The sequence below is a fragment of the Streptomyces sp. NPDC002537 genome (genome assembly GCF_053594975.1).
This window is the reverse complement of sequence record NZ_JBSFWT010000020.1, coordinates 33,925-55,877: the sequence shown is the minus strand read 5'-3', so window position 1 is coordinate 55,877 and position 21,953 is coordinate 33,925. Positions and strand designations below refer to the sequence as shown.

Annotated in this window: 25 protein-coding genes and 1 pseudogene; 10 read left to right on the top strand and 16 right to left on the bottom strand. The window is 70.4% G+C overall.

The genetic code is table 11. The features are described from left to right. Positions 1–30 precede the first annotated feature (30 nt). From ACWD4A_RS12215 to ACWD4A_RS12205, 3 genes are read left to right on the top strand one after another with little or no spacing between them, the layout of a single operon-like run. The gene (locus ACWD4A_RS12215) at positions 31–1,008 is read left to right on the top strand and encodes a glycosyltransferase family 2 protein (RefSeq protein ID WP_451192832.1); all 978 of its coding nucleotides are present in this window, start codon (positions 31–33) and stop codon (positions 1,006–1,008) included. Continuing rightward, the gene (locus tag ACWD4A_RS12210; RefSeq protein WP_451192732.1) at positions 1,008–2,408 is read left to right on the top strand and encodes a polysialyltransferase family glycosyltransferase; all 1,401 of its coding nucleotides are present in this window, start codon (positions 1,008–1,010) and stop codon (positions 2,406–2,408) included. Before ACWD4A_RS12215 ends, ACWD4A_RS12210 begins: the two co-directional genes overlap by 1 nt. Beyond that, positions 2,405–3,577 carry an acyltransferase family protein gene (locus ACWD4A_RS12205; protein ID WP_451192730.1) on the top strand — a complete coding sequence of 391 codons (1,173 nt, stop codon included), beginning with the start codon at positions 2,405–2,407 and terminating at the stop codon, positions 3,575–3,577. Before ACWD4A_RS12210 ends, ACWD4A_RS12205 begins: the two co-directional genes overlap by 4 nt. A 29-nt stretch (positions 3,578–3,606) precedes the next feature. Here ACWD4A_RS12205 and ACWD4A_RS12200 read toward each other — a convergent pair whose 3' ends face one another. Beyond that, positions 3,607–4,260 carry a TetR/AcrR family transcriptional regulator C-terminal domain-containing protein gene (locus ACWD4A_RS12200; protein ID WP_451192728.1) on the bottom strand — a complete coding sequence of 218 codons (654 nt, stop codon included), beginning with the start codon at positions 4,258–4,260 and terminating at the stop codon, positions 3,607–3,609. Positions 4,261–4,327: 67 nt separating this feature from the next. Here ACWD4A_RS12200 and ACWD4A_RS12195 point away from each other — a divergent pair, with 67 nt between their 5' ends. Further along, on the top strand, positions 4,328–5,926 hold the full coding sequence (locus ACWD4A_RS12195; RefSeq protein ID WP_451192727.1) for an FAD-dependent monooxygenase: 1,599 nt from the start codon (positions 4,328–4,330) through the stop codon (positions 5,924–5,926). A 328-nt stretch (positions 5,927–6,254) separates the two neighbouring features. On the opposite strand, the gene ACWD4A_RS12190 is transcribed toward ACWD4A_RS12195, so the two are convergent. Then, positions 6,255–7,190: an esterase/lipase family protein gene (locus tag ACWD4A_RS12190; RefSeq protein ID WP_451192726.1), complete on the bottom strand. Its 936-nt coding sequence runs from the start codon at positions 7,188–7,190 to the stop codon at positions 6,255–6,257. A 2-nt stretch (positions 7,191–7,192) separates the two neighbouring features. Next, complete coding sequence (locus ACWD4A_RS12185) at positions 7,193–8,563, bottom strand: condensation domain-containing protein (protein WP_451192724.1); 1,371 nt, start codon at positions 8,561–8,563, stop codon at positions 7,193–7,195. A gap of 467 nt (positions 8,564–9,030) precedes the next feature. Here ACWD4A_RS12185 and ACWD4A_RS12180 point away from each other — a divergent pair, with 467 nt between their 5' ends. Together ACWD4A_RS12180 and ACWD4A_RS12175 are read left to right on the top strand one after the other, a co-directional pair. Beyond that, positions 9,031–9,360: a hypothetical protein gene (locus tag ACWD4A_RS12180; RefSeq protein WP_451192721.1), complete on the top strand. Its 330-nt coding sequence runs from the start codon at positions 9,031–9,033 to the stop codon at positions 9,358–9,360. Between the two features lie 68 nt (positions 9,361–9,428). Next, positions 9,429–10,217 carry a phytanoyl-CoA dioxygenase family protein gene (locus ACWD4A_RS12175; protein WP_451192719.1) on the top strand — a complete coding sequence of 263 codons (789 nt, stop codon included), beginning with the start codon at positions 9,429–9,431 and terminating at the stop codon, positions 10,215–10,217. Here the strand turns inward: ACWD4A_RS12175 and ACWD4A_RS12170 are convergent, their stop codons facing one another. The 9 genes from ACWD4A_RS12170 to ACWD4A_RS12130 form a co-directional block, all read right to left on the bottom strand. Then, positions 10,218–11,180 (bottom strand): hypothetical protein, encoded by a 963-nt coding sequence (locus ACWD4A_RS12170; protein WP_451192717.1) that lies wholly within the window; start codon positions 11,178–11,180, stop codon positions 10,218–10,220. 230 nt (positions 11,181–11,410) lie between these two features. Next, positions 11,411–11,788, bottom strand: a complete 378-nt coding sequence (locus tag ACWD4A_RS12165; RefSeq protein ID WP_451192714.1) for a nuclear transport factor 2 family protein — start codon at positions 11,786–11,788, stop codon at positions 11,411–11,413. A gap of 96 nt (positions 11,789–11,884) precedes the next feature. Then, the gene (locus ACWD4A_RS12160; RefSeq protein ID WP_451192712.1) at positions 11,885–12,151 is read right to left on the bottom strand and encodes a hypothetical protein; all 267 of its coding nucleotides are present in this window, start codon (positions 12,149–12,151) and stop codon (positions 11,885–11,887) included. Beyond that, positions 12,148–12,531 (bottom strand): hypothetical protein, encoded by a 384-nt coding sequence (locus ACWD4A_RS12155; RefSeq protein ID WP_451192710.1) that lies wholly within the window; start codon positions 12,529–12,531, stop codon positions 12,148–12,150. Before ACWD4A_RS12155 ends, ACWD4A_RS12160 begins: the two co-directional genes overlap by 4 nt. After that, a complete protein-coding gene (locus ACWD4A_RS12150; RefSeq protein WP_451192708.1) occupies positions 12,528–12,704 on the bottom strand; it encodes a hypothetical protein in 177 nt (58 codons plus the stop codon). Before ACWD4A_RS12150 ends, ACWD4A_RS12155 begins: the two co-directional genes overlap by 4 nt. Further along, on the bottom strand, positions 12,701–13,849 hold the full coding sequence (gene tgmC, locus ACWD4A_RS12145; protein WP_451192830.1) for an ATP-grasp peptide maturase system methyltransferase: 1,149 nt from the start codon (positions 13,847–13,849) through the stop codon (positions 12,701–12,703). Before tgmC ends, ACWD4A_RS12150 begins: the two co-directional genes overlap by 4 nt. A gap of 47 nt (positions 13,850–13,896) precedes the next feature. Continuing rightward, on the bottom strand, positions 13,897–14,871 hold the full coding sequence (gene tgmB, locus ACWD4A_RS12140) for an ATP-grasp ribosomal peptide maturase (RefSeq protein ID WP_451192705.1): 975 nt from the start codon (positions 14,869–14,871) through the stop codon (positions 13,897–13,899). Positions 14,872–14,878: 7 nt separating this feature from the next. Further along, on the bottom strand, positions 14,879–15,151 hold the full coding sequence (gene tgmA, locus ACWD4A_RS12135; protein WP_451192704.1) for a putative ATP-grasp-modified RiPP: 273 nt from the start codon (positions 15,149–15,151) through the stop codon (positions 14,879–14,881). Between the two features lie 145 nt (positions 15,152–15,296). Next, positions 15,297–15,518 carry a hypothetical protein gene (locus tag ACWD4A_RS12130; RefSeq protein ID WP_451192702.1) on the bottom strand — a complete coding sequence of 74 codons (222 nt, stop codon included), beginning with the start codon at positions 15,516–15,518 and terminating at the stop codon, positions 15,297–15,299. 190 nt (positions 15,519–15,708) lie between these two features. Between ACWD4A_RS12130 and ACWD4A_RS12125 the strand changes: the two genes are divergently transcribed. Together ACWD4A_RS12125 and ACWD4A_RS12120 are read left to right on the top strand one after the other, a co-directional pair. Next, positions 15,709–16,521 (top strand): helix-turn-helix domain-containing protein, encoded by an 813-nt coding sequence (locus ACWD4A_RS12125; RefSeq protein WP_451192700.1) that lies wholly within the window; start codon positions 15,709–15,711, stop codon positions 16,519–16,521. Continuing rightward, positions 16,518–16,766, top strand: coding sequence for a DUF397 domain-containing protein (locus tag ACWD4A_RS12120; protein ID WP_451192699.1), 249 nt, complete (start codon positions 16,518–16,520; stop codon positions 16,764–16,766). Before ACWD4A_RS12125 ends, ACWD4A_RS12120 begins: the two co-directional genes overlap by 4 nt. Before the next feature lie 2 nt (positions 16,767–16,768). On the opposite strand, the pseudogene dmpI reads toward ACWD4A_RS12120, so the two are convergent. From dmpI to ACWD4A_RS12105, 3 genes and pseudogenes are all read right to left on the bottom strand, one after another. Beyond that, a pseudogene (dmpI, locus tag ACWD4A_RS12115) lies at positions 16,769–16,966 on the bottom strand (4-oxalocrotonate tautomerase DmpI); the annotation flags it as partial. Positions 16,967–17,097: 131 nt separating this feature from the next. After that, positions 17,098–18,495 (bottom strand): GntT/GntP/DsdX family permease, encoded by a 1,398-nt coding sequence (locus ACWD4A_RS12110; RefSeq protein ID WP_451192698.1) that lies wholly within the window; start codon positions 18,493–18,495, stop codon positions 17,098–17,100. A 35-nt stretch (positions 18,496–18,530) separates the two neighbouring features. Further along, on the bottom strand, positions 18,531–19,043 hold the full coding sequence (locus tag ACWD4A_RS12105) for a gluconokinase (protein ID WP_451192696.1): 513 nt from the start codon (positions 19,041–19,043) through the stop codon (positions 18,531–18,533). 136 nt (positions 19,044–19,179) lie between these two features. On the opposite strand from ACWD4A_RS12105, the gene ACWD4A_RS12100 reads away from it, so the two are divergent. Both ACWD4A_RS12100 and ACWD4A_RS12095 read left to right on the top strand, forming a co-directional pair. Continuing rightward, positions 19,180–19,881 (top strand): FadR/GntR family transcriptional regulator, encoded by a 702-nt coding sequence (locus tag ACWD4A_RS12100; RefSeq protein WP_451192693.1) that lies wholly within the window; start codon positions 19,180–19,182, stop codon positions 19,879–19,881. Between the two features lie 168 nt (positions 19,882–20,049). After that, on the top strand, positions 20,050–20,475 hold the full coding sequence (locus tag ACWD4A_RS12095; protein WP_451192691.1) for an ArsR/SmtB family transcription factor: 426 nt from the start codon (positions 20,050–20,052) through the stop codon (positions 20,473–20,475). 31 nt (positions 20,476–20,506) lie between these two features. Here ACWD4A_RS12095 and ACWD4A_RS12090 read toward each other — a convergent pair whose 3' ends face one another. Next, positions 20,507–21,889 (bottom strand): ABC transporter ATP-binding protein, encoded by a 1,383-nt coding sequence (locus ACWD4A_RS12090; RefSeq protein WP_451192690.1) that lies wholly within the window; start codon positions 21,887–21,889, stop codon positions 20,507–20,509. Positions 21,890–21,953: the final 64 nt, after the last annotated feature.

Here is a 21,953-nt window from a genome sequence, read left to right as displayed (position 1 = left end):
AATGCCGGAGGGCCGCCTAGGGTCACGGGAGTGGTCAAGCTCTCCGTCATCGTGCCGTTCTTCAATGTGCAGACCTATGCGCCCGACACACTGCGAAGTCTGCGCGCGAACACCCGCGAGGATTTCGAATTCATTCTCGTGGACGACTGTTCGACCGATGGCACGCCCGAGCTCCTGGACCGCGCCGCGCGCGAGCTGCCGGGCGCCCGGGTCGTGCGCCACGCGCGGAACGGCGGCCTCGCCACCGCCCGGAACACCGGACTCGACGCGGCGAACGGCGAGTACCTCACCTTCCTCGACGGCGACGACTGGCTCGCGCCGGGCTACCTCGCACAACTGCTCGCGGTGATCGATGAGTTGGCGGTGGACTTCGTCCGCGCGGACCACGTCCAGTGCACGGGCCGCGTCCGGACCGTGCAGCGGGTGCCGCACGGCAGGCGCGGGGTGGTGCTGGACCCGCGCGCCGCGATACTGCCCGCCGACCGTTCGACGTCCGTCGACTACGCGTACGCGTGGGCGGGGATCTATCACCGCCGGCTGCTGGACGAGGGGCTGCTGCATTTCCGGGACGGATTGCGCACCGCCGAGGACCGGCCGTGGATCTGGCGGCTGCACCGCGAGGCGCGCACCTTCGCGGTGACCGGTCTGCTGGGCGTCTTCTACCGCCGGGGAGTGGCGACTTCGCTCACGCAGATCGGCGATGTGCGGCAACTCGATTTCCTGCGCGCATTCGATCAGGTAATCGAGGAGACGGCGCACGACAAGGACGCGGACGCACTTCTCCCGAAAGCCGTTCGAACGTACTGCGCCATCATTTCCCATCAGCTCGGCACGATCGAACGCTTTGAACCCGCCGTGGCCCGGACGCTGCGTTCGAGGAGCGCGGCCGCGCTGCGGCGATTGCCCCCGGATCTGGTCAAGGACGCCGTGAATTCCATGGATTACGACCGCGCCGTCAGGCTGCGCAGGCTGCGCCGCCGCCCCACCGCCCCGGGGGTCGGCGCCTGATGCCGCGCACACAGATCTTCCTGGCGTCGACGCTGTACGGCGTCGCCACGCTCGCCGCCGCCCTGGACGCCGGGTGTTTCGCCCCCGCCGACCGCAGGCTGCTGCTCGTCGCCAACACGGCGGCCGTCCCGGAGACCACGCCGGGCCCGGACGAGGCGCCCGGCTTCGACCGGCTGCGGGCCCGCTTCGACGGCGTGCTGTCCTGGAACGAGACGATCCGTCCGTTCCACCCCGGCGGCTGGGCGCCCCGCCCGGACGACGCGCCCCTGTGGGAGCGGCATCTGCGGCTGCTGTGGGGGCTGGGCGAGGACGATCTGGAGCTGGTCGTCGAGTCGATCCAGGTGAACCCGGCACAGGCGCTCGCCCTGTGCTTCCCGGACGCGCCGCTGGACGTCTACGCGGACGGCCTGATGAGCTACGGGCCGACGCGCAGCAAGCTCGATCCGCTCGTCGGCACCCGGGTCCGCAGGCTGCTGCACCTGGACCTGGTGCCGGGGCTGCGGCCGCTGCTGCTCACGGAGTTCGGGGTCGTCCCTGAGCTCGTGCCGACCGCCGCCTTCACCGCGGTGGTGGACGGGCTCGTCGAGGCCGTGCCGCCGGTGGCCGCCCCGGAGGGCGCCGCGCTGCTGCTCGGCCAGTATCTGTCGGCACTGGAGATCCTCACCGCCGAGGAGGAGGAGCGGCTGCATGTGCGCATGCTGCGCGGCGCGGCCGGGCGCGGACACCGGCGAGTGGTCTTCAAGCCCCACCCGTCCGCCCCGGCCCACTGGTCGCGGACACTGGAGGAGGAAGCGGCGCGGCTGGGCGTGGATCTCACGGTCCTGGACACGCCTGTGCTGGCCGAGGTGGTGTGCCGGAGCGTCCGGCCCGCGCTGGTCGTCGGCTGCTTCTCGACCGCGCTGCTGACGGCGAGTTCCTTCTACGGTCTGCCCGTCGCCCGTACCGGCACGGATCTGCTGCTGGAGCGGCTCACTCCGTACCAGAACAGCAATCGCGTCCCGGTGACGCTCGTCGACGCGCTGCTACCGCCCCTGGAGGGCACCGCGGAGCGACGGCCGCCATCCGGCGAGGAGTTGCAGGGGCTGCTGGAGGCGGTGGGCTTCGCGATGCAGCCGCAGGTCCTGCCGGGGCTGCGGGAGGCCGCCGAGCGGTATCTCGCCGCGCACCTGGACGCCCGTACGCGCCCGTACTTCAAGCGGCGCCGTCTCACCGCCCTGGCGCTGCCGGGGGCGGTGCCCTCCCAACTCGCCTTCCTGCCGCGCAATCCGACCGTACGGAAGGTGGCCCGGCGCGCGCGGGCGATGCACAGGCGCTTCGCGCTGCGCGTCTCCGGGGGGCACCCGGGCGCCCGGAAGGTATCGCCGGACGCGGCACCCGCAAGGAACGGAGCGGCACGTTGAGGTACCGCGCAGGGCTTCCCACCGTGCCGGTGGACGCCGTCCCGGCACAGGCGAACGGCGCCGACGCGGCAAGGACCTCCGGGCACGCCTCGGCGGACTCCGGGCATAGGCGCAGCGCAGCGCCCGGCCGGCTGCGCGCGCTGGACGGGCTGCGGCTGATCGCCGCCCTGATGGTGGCGCTGTACCACTACGGCGGCCGGGACGGCGACGTCAGCCGGGCGTGGGGCGCCTCGCCCCGGCAGGAATTCCCCACGCTGTCCGGGGCGTTCGCGTACGGCTGTCTCGGCGTGGAGGTCTTCTTCGTCATCAGCGGCTTCGTGATCTGCATGAGCGGCTGGGGGCGCCCGCTGCGCTCCTTCGTCGCGTCACGGGCGGCCCGCCTCTACCCGGCCTACTGGGCCGCGATCGTCCTGGTGACGCTGGTGTTCGCGCTGCCGTGGGTCTCGTACAGGACGGTCTCGGCGAGCGACACCCTGGTGAACCTCACCATGCTCCAGCAACCGGTCGGCGCGCAGCGGGTGCTGGGGGTGTGCTGGACGCTCTGGGCGGAGCTGCGGTTCTACGCGCTGTTCGCGCTGTTCGTCGTGCTGCCGGGGGCGACGCGGCGCCGGGTGGTGATGTTCTGCGCGGTGTGGACGCTGGCGACAGTGGTGACGACCGCCTCGCACGTGGAGCTGCTGCGGGTGGTGGTGATGCCGGAGTACTCGGCGTTCTTCATCGGCGGCGTCGGCCTCTACCTGATCCACCGCTTCGGCCACGACGCGCTGTCCTGGGGGATCGTGGGCGTGAGCTTCCTGGTGGGCCAGCACTACGCGGTGACGGGGCTGTGGCATCCCCCGAACCCGCACTACTTCTCGTACCGTTCGCCCTACGCCATCATCGCCGTCCTCGCCCTGGGCTACGCGGCCGTGGCCCTCATCGCCCTCGGCAGGGCCGGCTGGGCGAACTGGCCCTGGCTGACGGTCGCGGGCGCGCTCACCTACCCCTTCTACCTGGTTCACGAACACCTCGGCTGGGTGACCATCGCGGCCCTCCACCGCAAACTGGGCATCCCGTCGTACGCGACGTTCGCCCTGACGATCCTGCTGATGCTGTGCCTGGCGTGGCTGCTGCACCGCTGCGTGGAACGGAGGCTGACCCCGGCGCTGCGGAGGGCTCTGAGCGGCTGAGGGGCGGGGCCTTTCAGGTCACGGCGTCGTCACGGCGTTTCGTGCCGCGGTAGCAGGGTGGCCTCTATCCCCGCGATGACGACGCGGAGGCCGTCCTCGTAGCCCGCGTCGAGGTCTCCGAAGAACTCCCAGCCGGCCTCGGTGGTGAGCGGGTGCCCGGACAGCTTCCGGGCGCGGTCGGTCATTTCGTACACGGGATCGCGGTCGGCCGTCGGTGTGGGGTAGACGGACTGCTCCTCTATGACGTGCCCGACGGTGTACGCGCAGACGGTCCACCAGGCGCGGGCGGCCGCGCGCGGCGTGAAGCCCGCCTCGACGCAGTCGCGCAGGATCCGCTCCACCGGGGTGGCGTAGCTGGTGTCGGTGAAGCGCGTGCCGCTGAAGACCTTGGCGCCGTCACGGTAGGCGAGCAGGTGGCGGCGCATCTCACGGATGGCCGCGGTCAACCGCTCCTGCCAAGTGTCGCCCTCGGCGGCCGAGATGGGCTCGGCCATGCGGCGGAACATCTCGGTCGCCACTTCGTCGAGCAGCTCCTGCTTGTTCTTGAAGTGCCAGTACAGGGCCGGGGCCTGGACGTCGAGCTCCTTGGCGATCCTGCGCAGGGTGAGCCCTTCGAGGCCCACCTCGTTCAGCAGGCGGAGGGCGGTGTCCGCGACCTGGGCGCGATCGATTCGATTTGCCACCTTGACAGCTTAACGCTGTTCAGTTCACTCTGGGTAGGTGAACTTAACGTCGTTAAGGGGGTTGGTCATGGATTCCATGGACTTCGACGTGGTGAGTGACCCAACGAGTGACGCAGTGAGTACGGCCGCGCCGGGGACGGCCGTACCGGATACCGACGTGCTGATCGCGGGGGCGGGCCCGACCGGTCTCGTCCTGGCCATCGATCTCGCCCGCCGCGGCATCCGCCACCGGATCGTCGAGCGCTCCGAGCGCGGCTTCCCGGGCTCGCGGGGCGCCGGGATCCAGCCCCGCACGCTGGAGGTGCTGGACGACCTGGGCGCGATCGACGCCCTGCTGGCGGAGGCCGGCCCGTGCCCGCCGGTCCAGACCTGGGCCGGTACGGAGCGCATGAGCACCTGGGATCTGGTCGAGCGGGGCGAGCCCGGCCCGGCCGTGCCGTATCCCGAGCTCGTGATGCTTCCGCAGTGGCGCACGGTGGAGCTGCTGTACGCGCGGCTCCACGAGCTGGGCGGCCGGGTCGAGTTCAGCACCGGGCTGACGGCCTTCACCCAGGACGCGGACGGCGTCACGGCGGAGGTACGGCATGCCGACGGCCGCACCGAGACCGTACGGGCGGGCTATCTGGTGGCCGCGGACGGCGGCCGCAGCACGGTGCGCAAGGCGCTCGGCATCCCCTTCGAGGGCAAGCAGGTGGACGCCCGCCCCGTCCTGCTGGCGGATCTCCGGCTGGAGGGGCTGGACCGCGACCACTGGCACATGTGGCCCAAGGCGCCGGGCGGGCTGCTGGCCCTGCGCCCGCTGGAGGGCGAACAGGGGCTGTTCCAGCTCATCGCCGCCTTCGACGACACCACACATGTGGTGGACACCGAACGTGAAGCCACCCCCGAGGCCGTGGCCCGTCTGATCGAGGAACGCACCGGGCTGCGAGGGCTGCGGGTCGACAAGGTCGGCTGGTCCTCCGCCTTCAAGCCGAACGCGGCGATGGCGGAGCGCTTCCGCACGGGCCGGGTGCTGCTCGCCGGCGACGCCGCGCACATCCACGCCCCGTCGGGCGGCCAAGGCCTCAACACCAGCATCCAGGACGCCTACAACCTGGGCTGGAAGCTCGCGGCCGTCCTGCGGTACGGCGCGCCGGAGGCCCTCCTCGACTCGTACGACACCGAGCGGTCGCGCGTGGCGGCCGGGGTCCTCGGCCTGACCACCCGGCAGTTCGGGGTGGACCGCGCCACGGGTAACGGCTTCGCCCAACGGGGCCGGGAAACCCAGCAGCTCGGTCTGAACTACCGCGACAGCCACCTCACCCGGGAGGCACGCCGGGACGTCCCCGCGTCCGCCCTGCACGCGGGCGACCGCGCCCCGGACGCCCCGTGTCACGACCGGACGGGCAGCCCCGTCCGCCTCTTCGACGCCTTCCGGGGCCCGCACTTCACCTTGCTGGACCTCACGGGGCGGGGGCCCGAGCTGCCGGAGGCGGAGTGGCTGCGCGTGTACCGCGTCGGCGGACCGGGGGCGGATCTGCTCGACACCGACGGCCACGCCATGTCGGCCTACGGCCCGGGGCTGTTCCTCGTCCGGCCGGACGGCTATGTGGCACTGGCGACGGACGGCCCGGAAGACGTACGGGAGTACGTGGCATCCCTGCTGCAGACGCCGATATCCGCGTAGGCCACGCGGTGCGACGGCCGGCTCGGCCGTCGCACCACGTACGCGCCGGGCGTCAGGGCGCATCCGCTCGGCGGGGGCGGCGGGTCATTGCAGCGCGGCTACGCCGCGAGTTCATACGTCTCCAGGCGCTTGATCATGCGGCGCACGATCAGCAGCGGGATCACCCCGAAGAAGCCGAACGACATGTGGACCGCGACACCTCGTCCAGCCACCGGATTTCGGTGACCAGCGGGAAGGCCGTCAGTCCGCTCAGCACGAGGCCGACGATAAAGACGGCCAACCAGATACGGATACAGCGCCGGAGCGGCCGGGCCGCACCCCGCGTCCGTTACGCCTGGGGCGGCAGCAGCGGCAGTACCGCGTGGCACGCGGGTGGCACGGCGGCGCCCGGGGCGAGGGCGTTGCGGACGAGGCGCAGGGTGATGTCGTCGTAGACGGCATCACCGTGGTCGGTGAGGTCCAGGGGGCAGACGTCCTGCGTCACGATGTTGGTGACGTTGACGGCGGGCGGGAGCTGGGCCTCGGGCACGGTGACCACTCCGTCGGTACGGGAGATGATCGTGGTGTACTCCACGCCGGGCCGGGTGTACCCGCCCTCGGCGGTCTCGCGCAGGAAGGGCGAGTCGGCGGTGAGGTCCCCGCAGGCGGCGCAGACCAGGTCACGGACCTGTGGCAGGAGGGGCGTCCGGGCCACGAGGGGAAGCAGTCCGTACAGGTGCACGCCGCGGCTGGCGGGCTCGATGCCGACCATGTGGGCGACCTTGTCCCGGCCGTGCAGGCGGTTGATGTAGTACAGCGGCAGCAGGCCGCCCTGGGAGTGGCCGACCAGGTCCACGCGCGAGGCGCCGGTCGCGGCGAGCACCCGGTTCACGAAGGCGGCGAGCTGCCGTCCCGATTCCCGCATCGGACCCAATTGCTGGAACGGACTGCCTTCCACACCGCCGTAATTGAATCCGAAGACGCAGTAACCGTCACCGTGCAGCTGCGGGGCGAGCCGCGACCAGTTGACGTAGACGTTCTCCAGCGTGCCGTTCACCAGCACCACCGGACGTGGACGGGCCCGGCTCAACCGGCAATTCGGGTCGTTGACCCCGGCCGGATACGCCCGCGGGTGGGCGACCGAATACAGCAGGGCCGTCGGAAAATTACTCTGCACCGGACCTGTTCGCGGAGCCGCAGGCGCCTGCGGCTCCGCCGCCATGGCCGACGCGGGCGCGAATGCCATCACCACTCCCAGCACCCAGGCCGCCACTCGCGTGCCCATGCTCAGAACGTCCCCGAGTGCGCCATGTTTTCCAGTGTCCGCACCAGCGTTCGCCTGAGTGCGGCCTGGGTACGGTGCGCCTGTGGCGTGTCGACGAACAGGGAGTTCACGTACAGCCCGTCGTCGTTGCGGTGGAACCAGAAGCAGATGCCGTTGCTCTGCGAGGCCCAGATGTGCTTCCTGGCCTTCCAGGCGGCGTGGTTCTCCGATCCCGGGGCCTTTCTGAAGTCCAGGTAGGAGAAGAAGTTGACGGCGAACGGCCAGTTGCGCATGGCGAAGTACTCCGGGGCCAGCAGGCGCCACACCTGGACGAAGGGGACGTCGATATGGCGCCGCATCTCGGTGGACGCGGCCCGCACGTTCCCCATGATTTCCGTGAAGTCCTCGTGGTGCACGGAGAATTCGATGGGCATCGTGTTGATGAACCAGCCCATGGAGTGCGCGTAGGAACCGCGGCCGCGTTCGCTGACCGGCATGAAGGCCCGGTAGACATCTGGCCCGCCCTCCTTCTTCAGAGCGACCCCGACAGCGGCGAGGATGCCCATGAAGAGTCTCCCGCCCACCGCCTGGCAGCGGGTCTCCAGTGCTTCGACGTCCGCGGCGGCGAGCAGCAGGCCCGCCTCGTTGATCGTGGGATACATACAGCCCGGCTCGACACCGAGGTCCAGCGGGAACGCCGGGAAGAAATCGCCGTTCCGCTCCACGAACCCCTTCCAGTACTCCAGCCGACCGTCGTCGGCGGCCATGGACCGATTGCGGCGCCGCTGCTCGTGACTGAACCCGAGGTAGCTGCCGGCCTCGGGGAAAGCGGGCTGCCGGCCGTGCGAGAACTCCTCGTAGGCGGTGGCGATGTCGTGCACGGCGATGGGTGTTGACATGCCGTCGGTCACCAGGTGGTCGCAGGCGAAGTACACCGTGGTGGATTCGTCCCTGACCACCGCCCCCATGCCGATCAGGGGCCACGAAAGCGTGTCGATGCCCTGGAAGAAGCGGTGGATGTACGAGCCGATTTCCTCGGCGGTGTCGGTGTTCCCGACGTCGACGAGTTTGAGTGCGACGTCGTCGGGTTCGAGGATGGCGCAGGTCAGGTCACCGGCGAGCTGCTGAAAGGTGCAGCGCAGGGCCTCGTGCCGGCGCACGAAGTGCAGCAGCGCGGATTCGAGTGCCTGAAGGTCGACGGGGCCGTGGATCTCGAATGTTCCGGCGACGTAGGTGGAGATCGGATCGTTCGCGCTCCGCGCGTCCTGGGCGGCGGTGAAATGTTTCACCTGGTTGTACGTCGTGGTCTCGTGCGACTGCGGAGGAATGACGGACCCACGCATTTTCGTGGAGACCATCTTCCACTCGAAGACGCGTCCGGGTGCGATCTCCATCTCTTCGATGGGAACTTGAAGCACGATGGCTCTCTCCGTCGTCAGCCGCCATGTCGCTCACGCGGCCGGGGCCGATCCCTTCACCGCGCTCACTCGTGAGCCCAACGAACAGTCGGCCCTGCGGAAACGGGTCGGCCGATGCCGTTCCGGCGGATGGTGGGGGTGGTCCCGTACGCGCCGGCACGACTCCGCCGGGCCGCCGCGCCGCCCCCGGACGGCGCGCGCCCCGCCCCCGGCGCCTGCCCAGGGGCAGCACCCGTAGGTACGCTGACATCAGCATCGCGACCACCTGAGGATGGTGCGCCATGGTGGGTGCAGTCGTGTTCCTTATCCTGATCGGCGCCGCGTGGTACGGGATTTCCAGGGCCAGGGCTCGTTTCGACCCACCGCCGTTCCGGCGGCCCAAAGCGCGGTCTTCACGAACGGGGTCGGGGGCTCCGAGCAGCCACTCGAGGAGGGCCGACGATATGACGGACACCTCCGCAGGTTCCGTGGGCTCCACAGGCTCCACAGGCTCCACAGGCTCCACAGGCGGCGAATTCCTCACGGGAGGCAGCGACCTCGGCAGCAGCGGCTCCCATTCCTCCGGCCACAGCGGTTACGACGGCGGGAACAGCGGCGGCCACGACAGCGGATATGGCGGCAGTCACCACGATCACAGCAACCACCACCATCACTACGGAAGCGGTCACAACAGTCACAGCAGTCACCACGACGGTGGCAGTCACCACAGCAGCCATCACGACAGCGGAAGCGGAAGTTCCAGCAACACCGACAGCGGTTTCAGTGGGTTCTGACCAAGGGGCGATCACCGCACCCGAAATCCGATTGCCCGCCTCCGGGGTCCCGGCCGAGAATCGCGATCATGCAGACAGTGCTGGCAGCGGACCAGATCGAGCAGTTCGTCACCGACGGCTTCGTCCATCTTCCGGAGGCGTTTCCGCGCTCGGTGGCCGAGGAGTGCCGGGCGTTCCTGTGGCGCGAGACCGGGCTCGATCCGGATGACCCCGGGACGTGGAACGAACCGGTCATCAGGCTTGGCGGTTACGCGGACGAGCCGTTCCAGCGTGCGGCCACGAGCCCGCGTCTGCACGGTGCCTTCGATCAACTGGTGGGCGCGGGACGGTGGGTGCCGCGTGTCGGTCTGGGCACCTTTCCCATCCGGTTCCCCCACCCCGCCGACCCCGGCGACACCGGGTGGCACATGGACGCCAGTTATACCCCTGAGGGGGAGACGGGTTACTGGCTCAACCTCCGTTCCCGCGGCCGGGCGCTGCTGATGCTGTTCCTGTTCTCCGACGTCGACGCCGACCACGGGCCGACCCGGATCAAGGTCGGCTCGCACCTGGACGTCCCGGCGTTCCTGGAACCGGCCGGCGAGCGTGGCGTCGACCTCTTCGCTCTGTGCGGGACCATGGACGCCGCGGGCCGGCTGGATGCCCCCGACCGTCCGGAAGTCCTCGCCACCGGCCGGGCCGGTGACGTCTACCTCTGCCACCCGTTCCTGGTCCACGCCGCCCAGCCCAACCGCGGCACCGTCCCCAGGTTCCTCGCCCAGCCGCCCCTGATGCCGACCGGCCTCCTCGATCTCGACCGCGGCGACGGCGCGTACTCCCCTGTCGAACGCGCGGTCCGGCTCGGACTGGGCCTGTAGTCACAGGCCGGGCGCGCAGGGGACCGCCCCGCGGAGCGCGGCGCGTACGGCGGACGCGCCGCGGCGGGCGGCCGCCATGGCGCCCGAGGTGTCGTCGAGAGGGGGCGGCGGCTCGGCTGCCGATTCCCACACGGGTGGCGGCGCGAAGTGCCGTTCCATGGCCCGCTGTTCGGCGAAGGTCGGTGCGTCCGGCATCTTGCGCAGCAAGCGGTTCCGGATGATCCCGGCGGCGGAGTGGATGTGGGCCGGTAGCCCGCCGGTCAGCGCTTCCCGGACCTCGGCGATGCACGCGCCCCGCTGGAACCACTCCCCCGCGAGCGGGGCGAGCCGGGCGATGTCCGGGCCCGTCAGCCGTAGCCGACGTTCGGTACGGGAGACGGCGGCGAGGGCGTGGACGCCCTGCTGGACGAAGGGCGGGGGTACGGCCACCGAGGCGTCCGGCACGGCGAGTCCGGGCTTCGGTTCCGGCCCTTCCGGTTCTTCCGGTTCTTCCGGCCCTTCCGGTTCCGGTTCGGGCTCCGGCTCAGCCGGAGCGGGTTGGGGAGGTTGGTGGTACGTGTTCTCACCGTTGTTGTCTTGGTAACGACCGACGGACCGGCTACTCGGCTGACCGACGGCCGGTTTTTCGGTACTCGGCCGCCCGGCCCGTACGGCGGCGGCCTCCTCGGCCGTCAGCGGCACCCCGGAGACGAGTTGCTCGGTGGTCCACCGCCCGCCCCGCCCCTGCTCGCGCCACTCGTGGTAGTACCCGGCGGCGGCCAACTCCCGCTTCGCACGGATGAATCCCGTGGTCTTGATCCCGGCCCGCTCCGCCACCTGCCACAGCGCCAGGTCGACACCGGGCGGCAGCGACAGCTGCCAGATGAGCAGGCGTACGGCGTCCGAGGACAGTTTCGGATCGCGGATGACCTCGTTGGCAACCTGCGTGAAGGAGCGCGCAGGCGCGATAGCATGCCGGAACACTTGGTGGGCCGATCTCCCTACCGGGTGTAGACCCCTGGGTCCGGTGTTGCGAGCACCGCCAGGGGTCGCCTCGTATACGGCACGAGGCAACCCGCGTTCCGTCACCGTAAATCAGAACTTCCGCCCGGACGCGGCTACTTGCCCGGCTTCCCCCGAATGGGTAACCAGTGCTGTGACCGCGCACCAGGACATGGAAGGAATCACCCGACCCTCAGCGGCAGAAGGACGACTCAGGAGGCGGACGGCTCGATCTCCCCCGCAAAGACGATGACCTGGTCGATGAGGCTCCGCCGCAGATGGACGACGTCCGTTCCCGTCAGGCGGGGGCCTCCGTCCGGCGTGGTGAAGACCCACTGGTACCGGGCCCATTCGTCAGGCATGTCCACCGCTGAGCAGCGCGCCATCGTGCCGGTCCCCGCCGGGTGGCGCCGGATGTCCAGCACGAACCGCTCGACCGCCGCGATTCCTTCGCTGCGGCCCAACGGCCCCCAGAAGACCACGTCCGAGGTCAGGGCCTGGGAGAGCAGGGCAGTCACATAGCTGTCGTCCGAGGCGTTGAACGCGGAGATGAACGTGTCGATCGCGGAGCGTGCCGTCTCTTCCTGCATGCCCCAGTAATACCAGCCGTTGTGCGTGCGCTCGTCCCGCGAGCCGCCTTCCGATCACGGTGGATCATCCTGGTCACAGCACTGGCTCTCCCACTCTCACACGGGCAGGTGCCAACTCGGGCCGTCAGGACTGCCCAGCCATACCCGCTGCCGGTTCGGAGCGGCGGTCAGGCCGAACGCGGTCTGCGGTGGTGAACCGGCCTTCCGCCACGTCCCGATCGCTTCTTCGACCGCGTCCCACAGGCGGGCCGGGCCGCCCTGGCGGACGACGTACCCGCCGCCCCCGTCCGGCACCAGCGTGGCGAACGACCGGCCCTGCAGATCGATCAGGTGATCCAGCATGGGGCCGCCGTCCGTGCTCATGCCCAGGTACTGGGCGGCCGGTGCGCCGCCAGACTCGGCAGGGTGAAGGAGGACGTCGGGTCACCGCGAACGGGGCCATCGGCCTCGGTGGGGTGGGTGGTTCCGTCGAGCTGGGTCACCAACGTCTCGTCCGTGTACGCCTCTTCCAACCATGCGTCCGCGTCGGCCTTCTTCGGCACGACCGGCGTCCACATGGTCCCGCGAGGGCTGTGGGACCACCGGAAGAACGTGCGGACGAACTCGTGCCGGGGCACGTTCTCGACGGCCGCCCGCCACGCGGGTGAGCGCAGACGGCCACTCTCCTCAAGCCGGTCGGCCAGCCGCTTGCGCAGCCGCGCGGCCTGCTGTTCGTCCACCGCGACGGGGGTGGGATCGGTCATCCGGTGAGTCCCTTCTCCAGCAGATCGGCCAGGGCCATGGTGATGGCCTCAGCCGTAAAAGCAGTCCGACAGTCCTCATGCGACCAGCCCCTGAGGGCGTTCGACGAGGTGGCCGCGTTCGAAGCGGGCAGGTCCGCCCAGGACTCCGACGATTCGCGGTAGCCGTCGATCATGGCCGAGGCAGCGGCAGGACGGGCAACCGCGGGTGCCGCAGGTACTGCCCGCCTTCGCTGACGTGCAGCGTGAACGTCTCCGGCCCTGGGCGGCCGGCCTCTTCGTACGCGTCCAGGACGCTCTCGACCCGCTCCCAAAGCTTCACCGGCCCGTCCTCGCGCACCTCCCAACCGCTGTCCGTCGGGGTGAGGGTGGCGGCGGAACCGGTCGCCACGTCGACCAAGTGCACCACGTCGCCGACGGTGCCCATCTGCGCGCCCGGCACGGAACACTGCGCGAGGAACCGCAAGTGGAACGCCTCCTCGGTCGCGGCCGTGATCCGCTCCGGGCCGTGCCGGGTCGGACGTCCGGCCCCGGGCAGACCCGCCGCCCAGTGGGCCGGGTTGCCGAACGCCGGTGCCGCGTGGACGCGCGCTGACATGAAAGAGACCGTTCCGGGCAGCAGTTGGCCCTCGGCGGTGCCGTCGCCGTTCACCGTCAGCAGCACACGGGCGCATCCATAGAGCCAGCCCGACAGAGTGAGCAGGATCTTTCCGCCCGGCCGGGTCTGGGCCGGCAGGGCCGACGGCACGGCGCGGAAGGAGCAGGCTGCCACGATCCGGTCGAACGTCGCCTCGGGCCAGTACCCGTACAGCCCGTCCGCCACCGCCAGGGTCGGGGTGTAGCCCGAGGAGTACAGCGCGTCGGCCGCCTGCTCCAGCCGACGGCCGTCCACCTCGATGGAGGTCACCGCGGCCGAGCCGAGGTACTCGCAGGCGAGCGCGGTGGAGTACCCGGTGCCCGTGCCGATCTCCAGCACCGCGTGCCCTTCCCGCACATCGGCGTCCGCCCACATCCGCACCACCAGTGACGGCAGGGTGGAGGAGGAGGTCGGGGCCCCGCCGTGCCGTACGGTCGGCTGCTTCCAGTCGGGTTCGTCGCCGTCGAACTGGGTGACCAGCGTGGTGTCGGAGTACGCGGCGGCCAGCCACCGGCCGTGGTCGAGCTCTGCGGTGACCGGCTCCCACACCGTCAGCCCCTGCCCGTCGCGCTCGTCGGCAGGCAGGTAGAAGCCGGGCACGAAGCGGTGCCTCGGCACCGCCTCCACCGCCGTCCGCCAGCCGGGGTCGGTCAGGACGTCGCCCTCGGCGAGGGCCTTTGTCATCGCCTCGCGCAGCCGCGCCGCGTCGGTCTCCAGGTCGCCGGTGGTGTTCACGGCGTGACTCCGTTCTGCAGAAGGTCGGCGAATGCCTCGGTGATGTCGGGCGCGTCGGGCAGCCAGCCCCACTGCCCGTTCGGGTTGCACTCGATGAACACCCAGTCCTCCGGGTCTTCGCCATCGCCGGTCAGGGCGAAGTCGAAGCAGCCGAAGAGCAGGCCAAAGGCCGTGAGGTAGTTGTGCAGGACCGCCGTGAGCGGCGCAGGCACGGCGATGGGGGTGTGGATCAGGTTGTCCCAGTTGCCCCGGCGCCAGTCCAGGGCACCGTCTGGCGTGGCGATCCGCTGAGCGAAAACCCGTCGGCCGACCACCGTGACACGCACGTCGCCGGTCTTGGGGATCTCGGCCTGGAACAGGTGCGCGGTCACCGCGAGGGAGTCGTCGAAGTCGTCGGGATCGACGCGCTGGGCCCAGATCGCGCCGGTGTGCCCGTCGTCGTCGCGAGGCAGGCCGCGGAACGTCTTGTAGATGACGGGCCCGTGGTCGGTGGCGAACTTCCGTACGGCCTCGATGTCGTTGGTGACCAGCGTCGGCGGCACGGTGAGGCCGAGCCGAACAGCCCGCTGGAGCTGGGCGGGCTTGAAGTCCGCGCGGGTGACCGCCGAGGGATGGTTGACGTAAGTGGCGCCGTGCAGGTGGTTCAGAATGCCGCCGAGCCCGTGCCGGGCCTCGGCAGTGGCGAAGTCGCGCTGCTGGGCGGGCAGGTGCGCGAAGCGGGACGTGTACGGGGTGGGGCGGCGGTAGTACACCGCCGCCACCTCCCCCAGCTCCACCTCGCGGCTGGCCGTCCGCAACTGCCCGCCCCAGGCCGACGCCCCGGCGCCGATACGGGCCCCGAAGATCAGGCCCGGCCCGATGTCGGCCGGGTCGATGCGGGCGACGGGCACCTCACGCTCGTTCAACGCGGCGATCACGCGGTCCGCGGTGACATCCTCCAGAGACGTGATGACCAGAACGAGGGGAGCCATCGCCGCCTCAGTCCGACTCGTAATCGGTCGTGTGGTCGTCCTGCGTCTGCGGCTGCGGGCTCTTCCCGTCACCGCCACCGGACATCGACGCGGTGCCCGTGGTCTTGGACGAGCCGTGCTTGCCCATCTCCACCACTTGGCCGACCGTGTCGGTGTAGATGGCGGTCTGCGTGGCCGCGTCCAGCTCGACGGCCGCGTACGACGGAGGGCCGACCGGCAGCCGGTCCGTGACCAGCCGCATCGCCCACGGAGCCTGAGACGGGGGTGCAAGCGTCGCCATGCGAGATCCCTTCCCCTTGCGTCATGCGGACGGCCGGACGGCCTCCGCCCGAGCAGAATTCACCCACCTGATGCCCGCCGACCAGTACCGTACGGCGAGCCTCACGGTGGCACGGAACCGGGCGAGCAGGCTCACCCCTGGACAATTACTCCTGGTACGGCCCCGGATGAACCTCCCGGCAGTGCGCCGCGAGCCTCCGGCGGAGCCGTTCCGCCTTCGCGGTGCCTTCGCGTAGTTCCACGCGCCAGATGGTCGCGGCGAGGATCGCGCACGTCTCACAGGCCGACTTCCACACGCGCGGGGTGGCGGGCGGGCCGGACGAGTGCGGCAGTGCGATGGGCGGGGCCATCGGCAGAGGGATCAGCATGGCGCGTACCCCCGCCGTACCAGTTCGTTGCGGCGACTTGTCAAGGTGACCGTCATTTGTTCGACCCTTCGTGTGTTCCACCTTCATCAGGTGGGCAACTCCCGTGTAGGGGCACCAGAGTTGTCGTACGCGCGTGGCCGTACCAGGGGTTGCGGCGTAACACCCGGGAAGTTAAGGAAGGGCCCCGCTCATGACCGTTGAAGCCGACCGGCCGGACCCGACCGCGAGCATGCTGGCCTTCTTCGGCTCGGAAGCGCTCCGGCTGCGCACGAAAGCCGGATGGTCGCAGGAGACGACGGCCAAGGAAGCCCACTCGACACACGCGATGATCAGCTACGTCGAGAACGCGAAGCGGGTGCCGTCGAAGGAGCTGGCGGAGAGTCTCGACGCGGCGTTCCGGACGGACGGGCATTTCGGGCGGCTGCATCCATTGGTGATGCGATATGCGTACCCGAAGTGGTTTGTGCCATACGTCGAGTTGGAAGAAGGAGCAGAGTCCATTCGGGCGTTCCAAGGCCAGGTCGTTCACGGGCTGCTCCAGACCGAGGGCTACGCGCACGCCATGTTCACAGCCGCACGAGCCGTCAACCCGGATGATCTCGTGGCGGCCCGAATGTCACGACAGAGCTTCCTCGAGCGTGAGACCCGGCGCTGGTTCATTCTGGACGAGCCCGTTCTCATCCGTCCCATCGGCGGCAGGGATGTTATGCGGGAGCAACTTCAGCGTTTGCTCATCGCGGGGCAGGACCCGCGTACCGTCATTCAAGTGATTCCTCGCAGTGTGGCCGCCCACGCCGCTCTGAACGGTTCATTCACGCTCTTGAGCTTTGACCAGGGTTCAGATGTGCTGCACGTGCAGGGCTTCCCGCAAGGGCGAACCACGGCGGATACCTGCGAGGTTGAAGAAGCGGCTTACGCCTATGATCTGCTCCGGGCGGTGGCCCTGTCGCCCCAGGGCTCCGCAGATCTGATCAGAACGCACCTGAAGGAGCTGGGCACATGACTGCCACACGGCGAAAGAGTAGCTACAGCGGCCCTAATGGCGGGGACTGTGTAGAGGTAGCTGCCAACTGGCGGAAGAGCAGCCACAGCGGACCCGACGGCAGCGAATGCATAGAAGTGGCCGACAACATACCCGCCGCCATACCCGTCCGCGACAGTAAAAACCCCGGCCCCACACTCTCGCTCACACCAACGGCGTGGACCTCGTTCATCGACGAGATCAAGAGTGCGGGGCCCGAGGTCTGATGTCACTTGTCGGCGGCGAGCTTGCCGCCGACGCCGAAGCTGTCGGTGGGGGTCTCCTCGATGAAGACCATCACCGTCTCGGCCGGTATCCGGTAGGTCTCGACGAAAGCGTCGGTGATCTTCTTGATCAGCTCCCGCTTGAGCTCGACGTCGCGGGGGCCCTGCTGGATGGTCACTGCGGGCATGACTGCCTCCTGGTCTTTCCTGACGCCGTACGGCTCGTGCCGTGGCGTAGGACCAGTTCACCGTCCCGAGTCGTGGTGATCAATGCGCACTTGGCGCATGCACTCATCACGGATCGCGATGAGTGATGAGCGCACCCGCTACAGCCCTACAGCACCAGCGACAGCAGCATCACGAACACCAGCGACACCACCGAGATCACCGTCTCCATCAACGACCATGTCTTGATGGTCTGGCCGACGTTCATGCCGAAGTACTCCTTCACCATCCAGAACCCGGCGTCGTTCACGTGGCTGAAGAAGAGCGAGCCCGAGCCCACGGCAAGGACCAGCAGTGCCGCGTGCGTCGTGCTCATGTCGGCGGCGAGCGGGGCGACGAGGCCCGCCGCGGAGATGGTGGCGACCGTCGCCGAGCCCGTCGCCAGGCGGATGCCCACGGCGATCAGCCAGGCCAGCAGCAGCGCCGAGACGGACCAGTCCTTGCTGAGGTCCAGGATCATCCGGCCGACGCCGATGTCGATCAGCGTCTGCTTGAAGCCGCCGCCCGCGCCGACGATCAGCAGGATGCCCGCGATCGGGACGAGGGACTTCTCGACGGTCGTCGCCAGCCGGTCGCGGCCGAAGCCCGCCGCGCGGCCGAGCGTGAACAGGCCGACCAGGACTGCTGCCAGCAGGGCGATCAGCGGGGAGCCTATGACGTCGGTGACGCGCTGGACGTGGTCCTTGGGGTCGTCCACGACGATGTCGACAAGTGCCTTGGCCAGCATCAGGACCACCGGCAGCAGGACCGTCGCCACCGTGGCGGCGAAGCCGGGGCGGCGCTCCAAGTCCTCCGACGGGCGCTGCGGGACGAGCTTCTCGGGCGGGGTGATGTCGACCCAGCGGGCGGCGAGGCGGGAGAACAGCGGGCCCGCGATCACGGCCGTGGGGACGGCGATGAGCACGCCCAGGGCCAGGGTCACGCCGAGGTTGGCGCCGATGGCGTCGATGGCGGCCAGCGGGCCGGGGTGCGGGGGCACGAGGCCGTGCATCACGGAGAGCCCGGCGAGCGCGGGGATGCCGATGCGCATCAGGGAGAAGTTGCCGCGCTTGGCGACCAGCAGCACCACCGGGATCAGCAGCACGATGCCGACCTCGAAGAACAGCGGCAGGCCGATGATGCCCGCGATCAGCACGATCGCCCAGGGCATGCCCCGGCCGCCCGCGCGGGCGAGGATCGTGTCCACGATCTGGTCGGCGCCGCCGGAGTCGGCGAGCAGCTTGCCCAGGATCGCGCCGAGCGCGATCAGGACGCCGACGCCCGCGACGGTGGAGCCGAGCCCGGTGGTGAAGCTGGTGATGGCCTTGTCCAGCGGGGCGCCCGCGACGGCGCCGAGCACCAGCGAGCCGATGGTCAGGGCCAGAAAGGCGTGCAGCTTCAGGCGGGTGATGAGGAGGACGATGACGGCGATGCCGACGAGGACGGCGATCCCCAGCTGTGCGTGGCCCGCGGACGTGATCGGTCCGGCGGGGGCCGCGGCCAGCATCTCGACGCTGAGAGTGCTCACGGGGCTTCCTAAAGGGGGTTGTCGGGGGCTGGTGCTCAGAGCTGCCGCAGCGCGGCGGTCGCGCGCTCGGCGATGGCCTCGGCCGCGGGCGTGACGTCCACGGCGACGCCCGCCTCGTCCGCTTCGAGCGGCTCCAGGGTCGCGAACTGCGAGTCCAGGAGCCTGCCGGTCATGAAGTGGCCCTTGCGGGCGGCCAGGCGCCCGGCGATGAGCGCGCGGTCGCCGGTGAGGTGCAGGAAGACGATGCCGGGGGCCGCGGCGCGCAGCCGGTCCCGGTAGGCACGCTTGAGGGCGGAGCAGCTGACGACCCCGCCCAGGCCCGCGCGGCTGTGCGCCCAGGCGCCGACGGCGTCCAGCCAGGGGGCGCGGTCGGCGTCGTCCAGCGGGGTGCCGGACGCCATCTTGGCGATGTTGGCGGGCGGGTGGAAGTCGTCGCCCTCGGCGTAGGGGACGCCGAGGGCGTCCGCCACCAGGGGTCCGACCGTGGTCTTGCCCGTGCCGGACACTCCCATGACGGCCACGACGTGGGGGGCGTGGGGGGCCTGCATCGCTACCTCGCTGCTTCGTTGTCCCGACGGCTTCGGCGGTGCGGCTCACTCAAGCTCATTGGTACGACGTATTCAAGACCTCGTGACCTAAAAGTCATACTTAATTGGTGGACGGGGGAAACCGTAGGCTGACCCCATGGAAAACCAGGGGCAGGGGCTGCACGCGCGCGTGCTGGAGGCTCTCGGGCCCGCGATCACGGCAGGCGAGTACGCACCGGGCACGGTCCTGCGCACCGACGAGCTCGCGGAGCGGTTCGACGTGTCGCGCACCGTCATCCGCGAGGCGGTCCGCGTCCTGGAGTCCATGCGCCTGGTCACCTCGCGGCGCCGGGTCGGCGTGACCGTCCTGCCCACCGAGGAGTGGAACGTCTACGACCCGCGGGTCATCCGCTGGCGGCTGGCCGGCGCCGACCGGCCGCGCCAGCTCCGCTCGCTGACCGTGCTGCGCTCGGCGATCGAGCCGATCGCGGCGGGGCTGGCCGCCCGGCTGGCCACGCCCGCGCAGTGCGCGGAGCTCACCGAGCACGCGCTGGGCATGGTCGCCACCTCGCGCGGCCAGCAGCTGGCCCGCTATCTGGTGCACGACATCGCCTTCCACCGGGTGATCCTGCGGGCCTCCGGCAACGAGATGTTCGCGCGGCTCGGCGACGTGGTGGCGGAGGTGCTCACGGGGCGTACGGAACACGAGGTGATGTTCACGGACCCCGACCCGGCGGCGGTCACCCTCCACGTCCGCGTCGCCGAGGCCGTGCGCGAGCACGACGCGGTCCGCGCCGAGGCCCTCACCCGCGAGATCACCACGGGCGCGATGGCGGAACTCGACATCCTCGCGCCGTAGTTCCTCGCGACGGCGTCCCTCGCGACGGCGTTTCCGTGATGCCGCCGACGCCACGGACGCGCTCCGGCGGGCGGATCCGTCGTCGCATCCGTCATCACGCCCGTCCCCGGGACCGGGCGCCGCGGCCGGTTCCCCGGTCGGCGCGGGGTGCTGCGTTAGGGTATTTGCATGGGTGCGCAAGTTGAGGCGTGGGACTCCGCCGGTGCCGACCGGGCGATCGCGGTGCTGAAGGCGGTGGCCGATCCGACACGGTACCGGCTGCTGTGGGCGCTGAGCCGCCAGGAGTTCCCGGTGGGCAGCCTCGCGGACATAGCCGGTGCCCATGTCGCGGCGATCTCCCAGCACCTGGCGAAGCTCCGGGCCGCTGGCCTGGTGGTGTCGCGGCGCGAAGGCACGCGGATCTACTACCGGGCCGCCGGACCGCATGTGCGGGGGCTGCTGGAGGAGGCGGCCCTGGTGGCGTCGGCCCCGCCCGGCGGTGACGAGGCCGGTGCCGTACGGGACGCGGCCGCGGCCGAGGCCGTCGCGCAGGCCGAGCCCGTACGGGCCACCGCCCGCCGCACCGTACGGGCCCGGCGGCCCGTGACGGAGTAGCGGCGACGACTCACCGGACGGCTCACGCGGCTCAGACGGAGATGCCGGCCTCGTCTAGGCGGTACTCCTGGGGGTCGGCGTCGTAGGAGTAGAGCTCGGCGTAGCGGCCCCAGTCGGTGGCCGTCTCCAGCTGCTGGTCGACCTGCTCGCTCGTGTAGTGGTGGGCGAGGAGGTCGCGGAAGAAGCCGGCGCGCAGCGGGCGGTCGGGGTTCTGCCGGAGGCTGGTGGTGATCAGCCGGACGAGCGGCGCCTCCATCGCGGCCTCGGCGAACATCTTCTTGGACTGCTGGACGTCCGCCACGGCGAAGGCGGTGCCGCGCTCGGTGAGCACCAGGTCGTCCTCGCTGATCCTGGCGAGGCCGAGCAGGTCGAGGGCGTCGACGAGGGGCAGCACGTCGTCGACCTCCAGGCCCAGTTCCTCGGCGAGGTCGGCGAGGTCGCAGCGGCCGCCGCGGTGGGAGACGATCTCGGCGAGGCCGGAGAGCCCGTCGACGCTGGCCTCCGGCAGCGGGGTGTTCGCGGGGGTGCGCTTCTCGTGCTCGACGGCCTCGGCACGGCCGGGGATCCGGGTGCCCTTGGGGCGGCCGGTCATGGTGCGGTAGACGCGGTCGATGAGCTCCTCGAAGTCGGCCGAGTTACGGTCGCGCGGGTGCTCCAGGGGGACGTCGAAGGTCTCGCGGATGGTGCCGGGGCGCGAGCCGAGGACGACGATGCGGTCGGCCATCAGCACGGCTTCCTCGATGTTGTGGGTGACCAGCACGACCGCCCGGGTGGGGAACTGGCCGGACTCCCACAGCTCCATCAGCTCGCCGCGCAGGTTCTCGGCGGTGAGGACGTCGAGCGCGGAGAACGGCTCGTCCATCATCAGCACGTCGGGCTCGACGACGAGGGCGCGGGCGAAGCCGACGCGCTGGCGCATGCCGCCCGAGAGCTCCTTGGGGTAGGCGGACTCGAAGCCGTCGAGGCCGATGAGGTCGATGGCCTGGAGCGCGGCCTCGGCACGCCGGTCGGCGGGGACGCCACGGGCCTCCAGGCCGAGTTCGACGTTCTGCTGGACGGTGAGCCAGGGCAGCAGGGCGAAGGTCTGGAAGACCATCGCCGTACCGGGGTTGGCGCCGGTCAGCGGCTCGCCGCGGTAGGCGACGGTGCCGGAGCTGGGCGGGATCAGACCGGCGAGACAGCGCAGCAGCGTGGACTTGCCGGAGCCCGACTTGCCGAGGAGGGCGACGATCTCGCCCGCGCGCACCTGGAGGTCGATGCCGGTGAGGACGGGCAGTTCGCCGTCGGCGCCCGCGTAGGACTTGGTCAGGCCGTCGGCGGCGAGGAGGACGTCGCCGTCCGCCGCGCGCGGGGGCTTGCGGGCCGGCTCGGCGGCCCGGCTGGGCCGCAGGTTGCGGAGGGCGCTCAGGACCATGAGGGGCTCCATCGCTGTTCGGGAGGTGCGGACGTCACGGGATGGCAGGAGAAGTCGGGAGGCG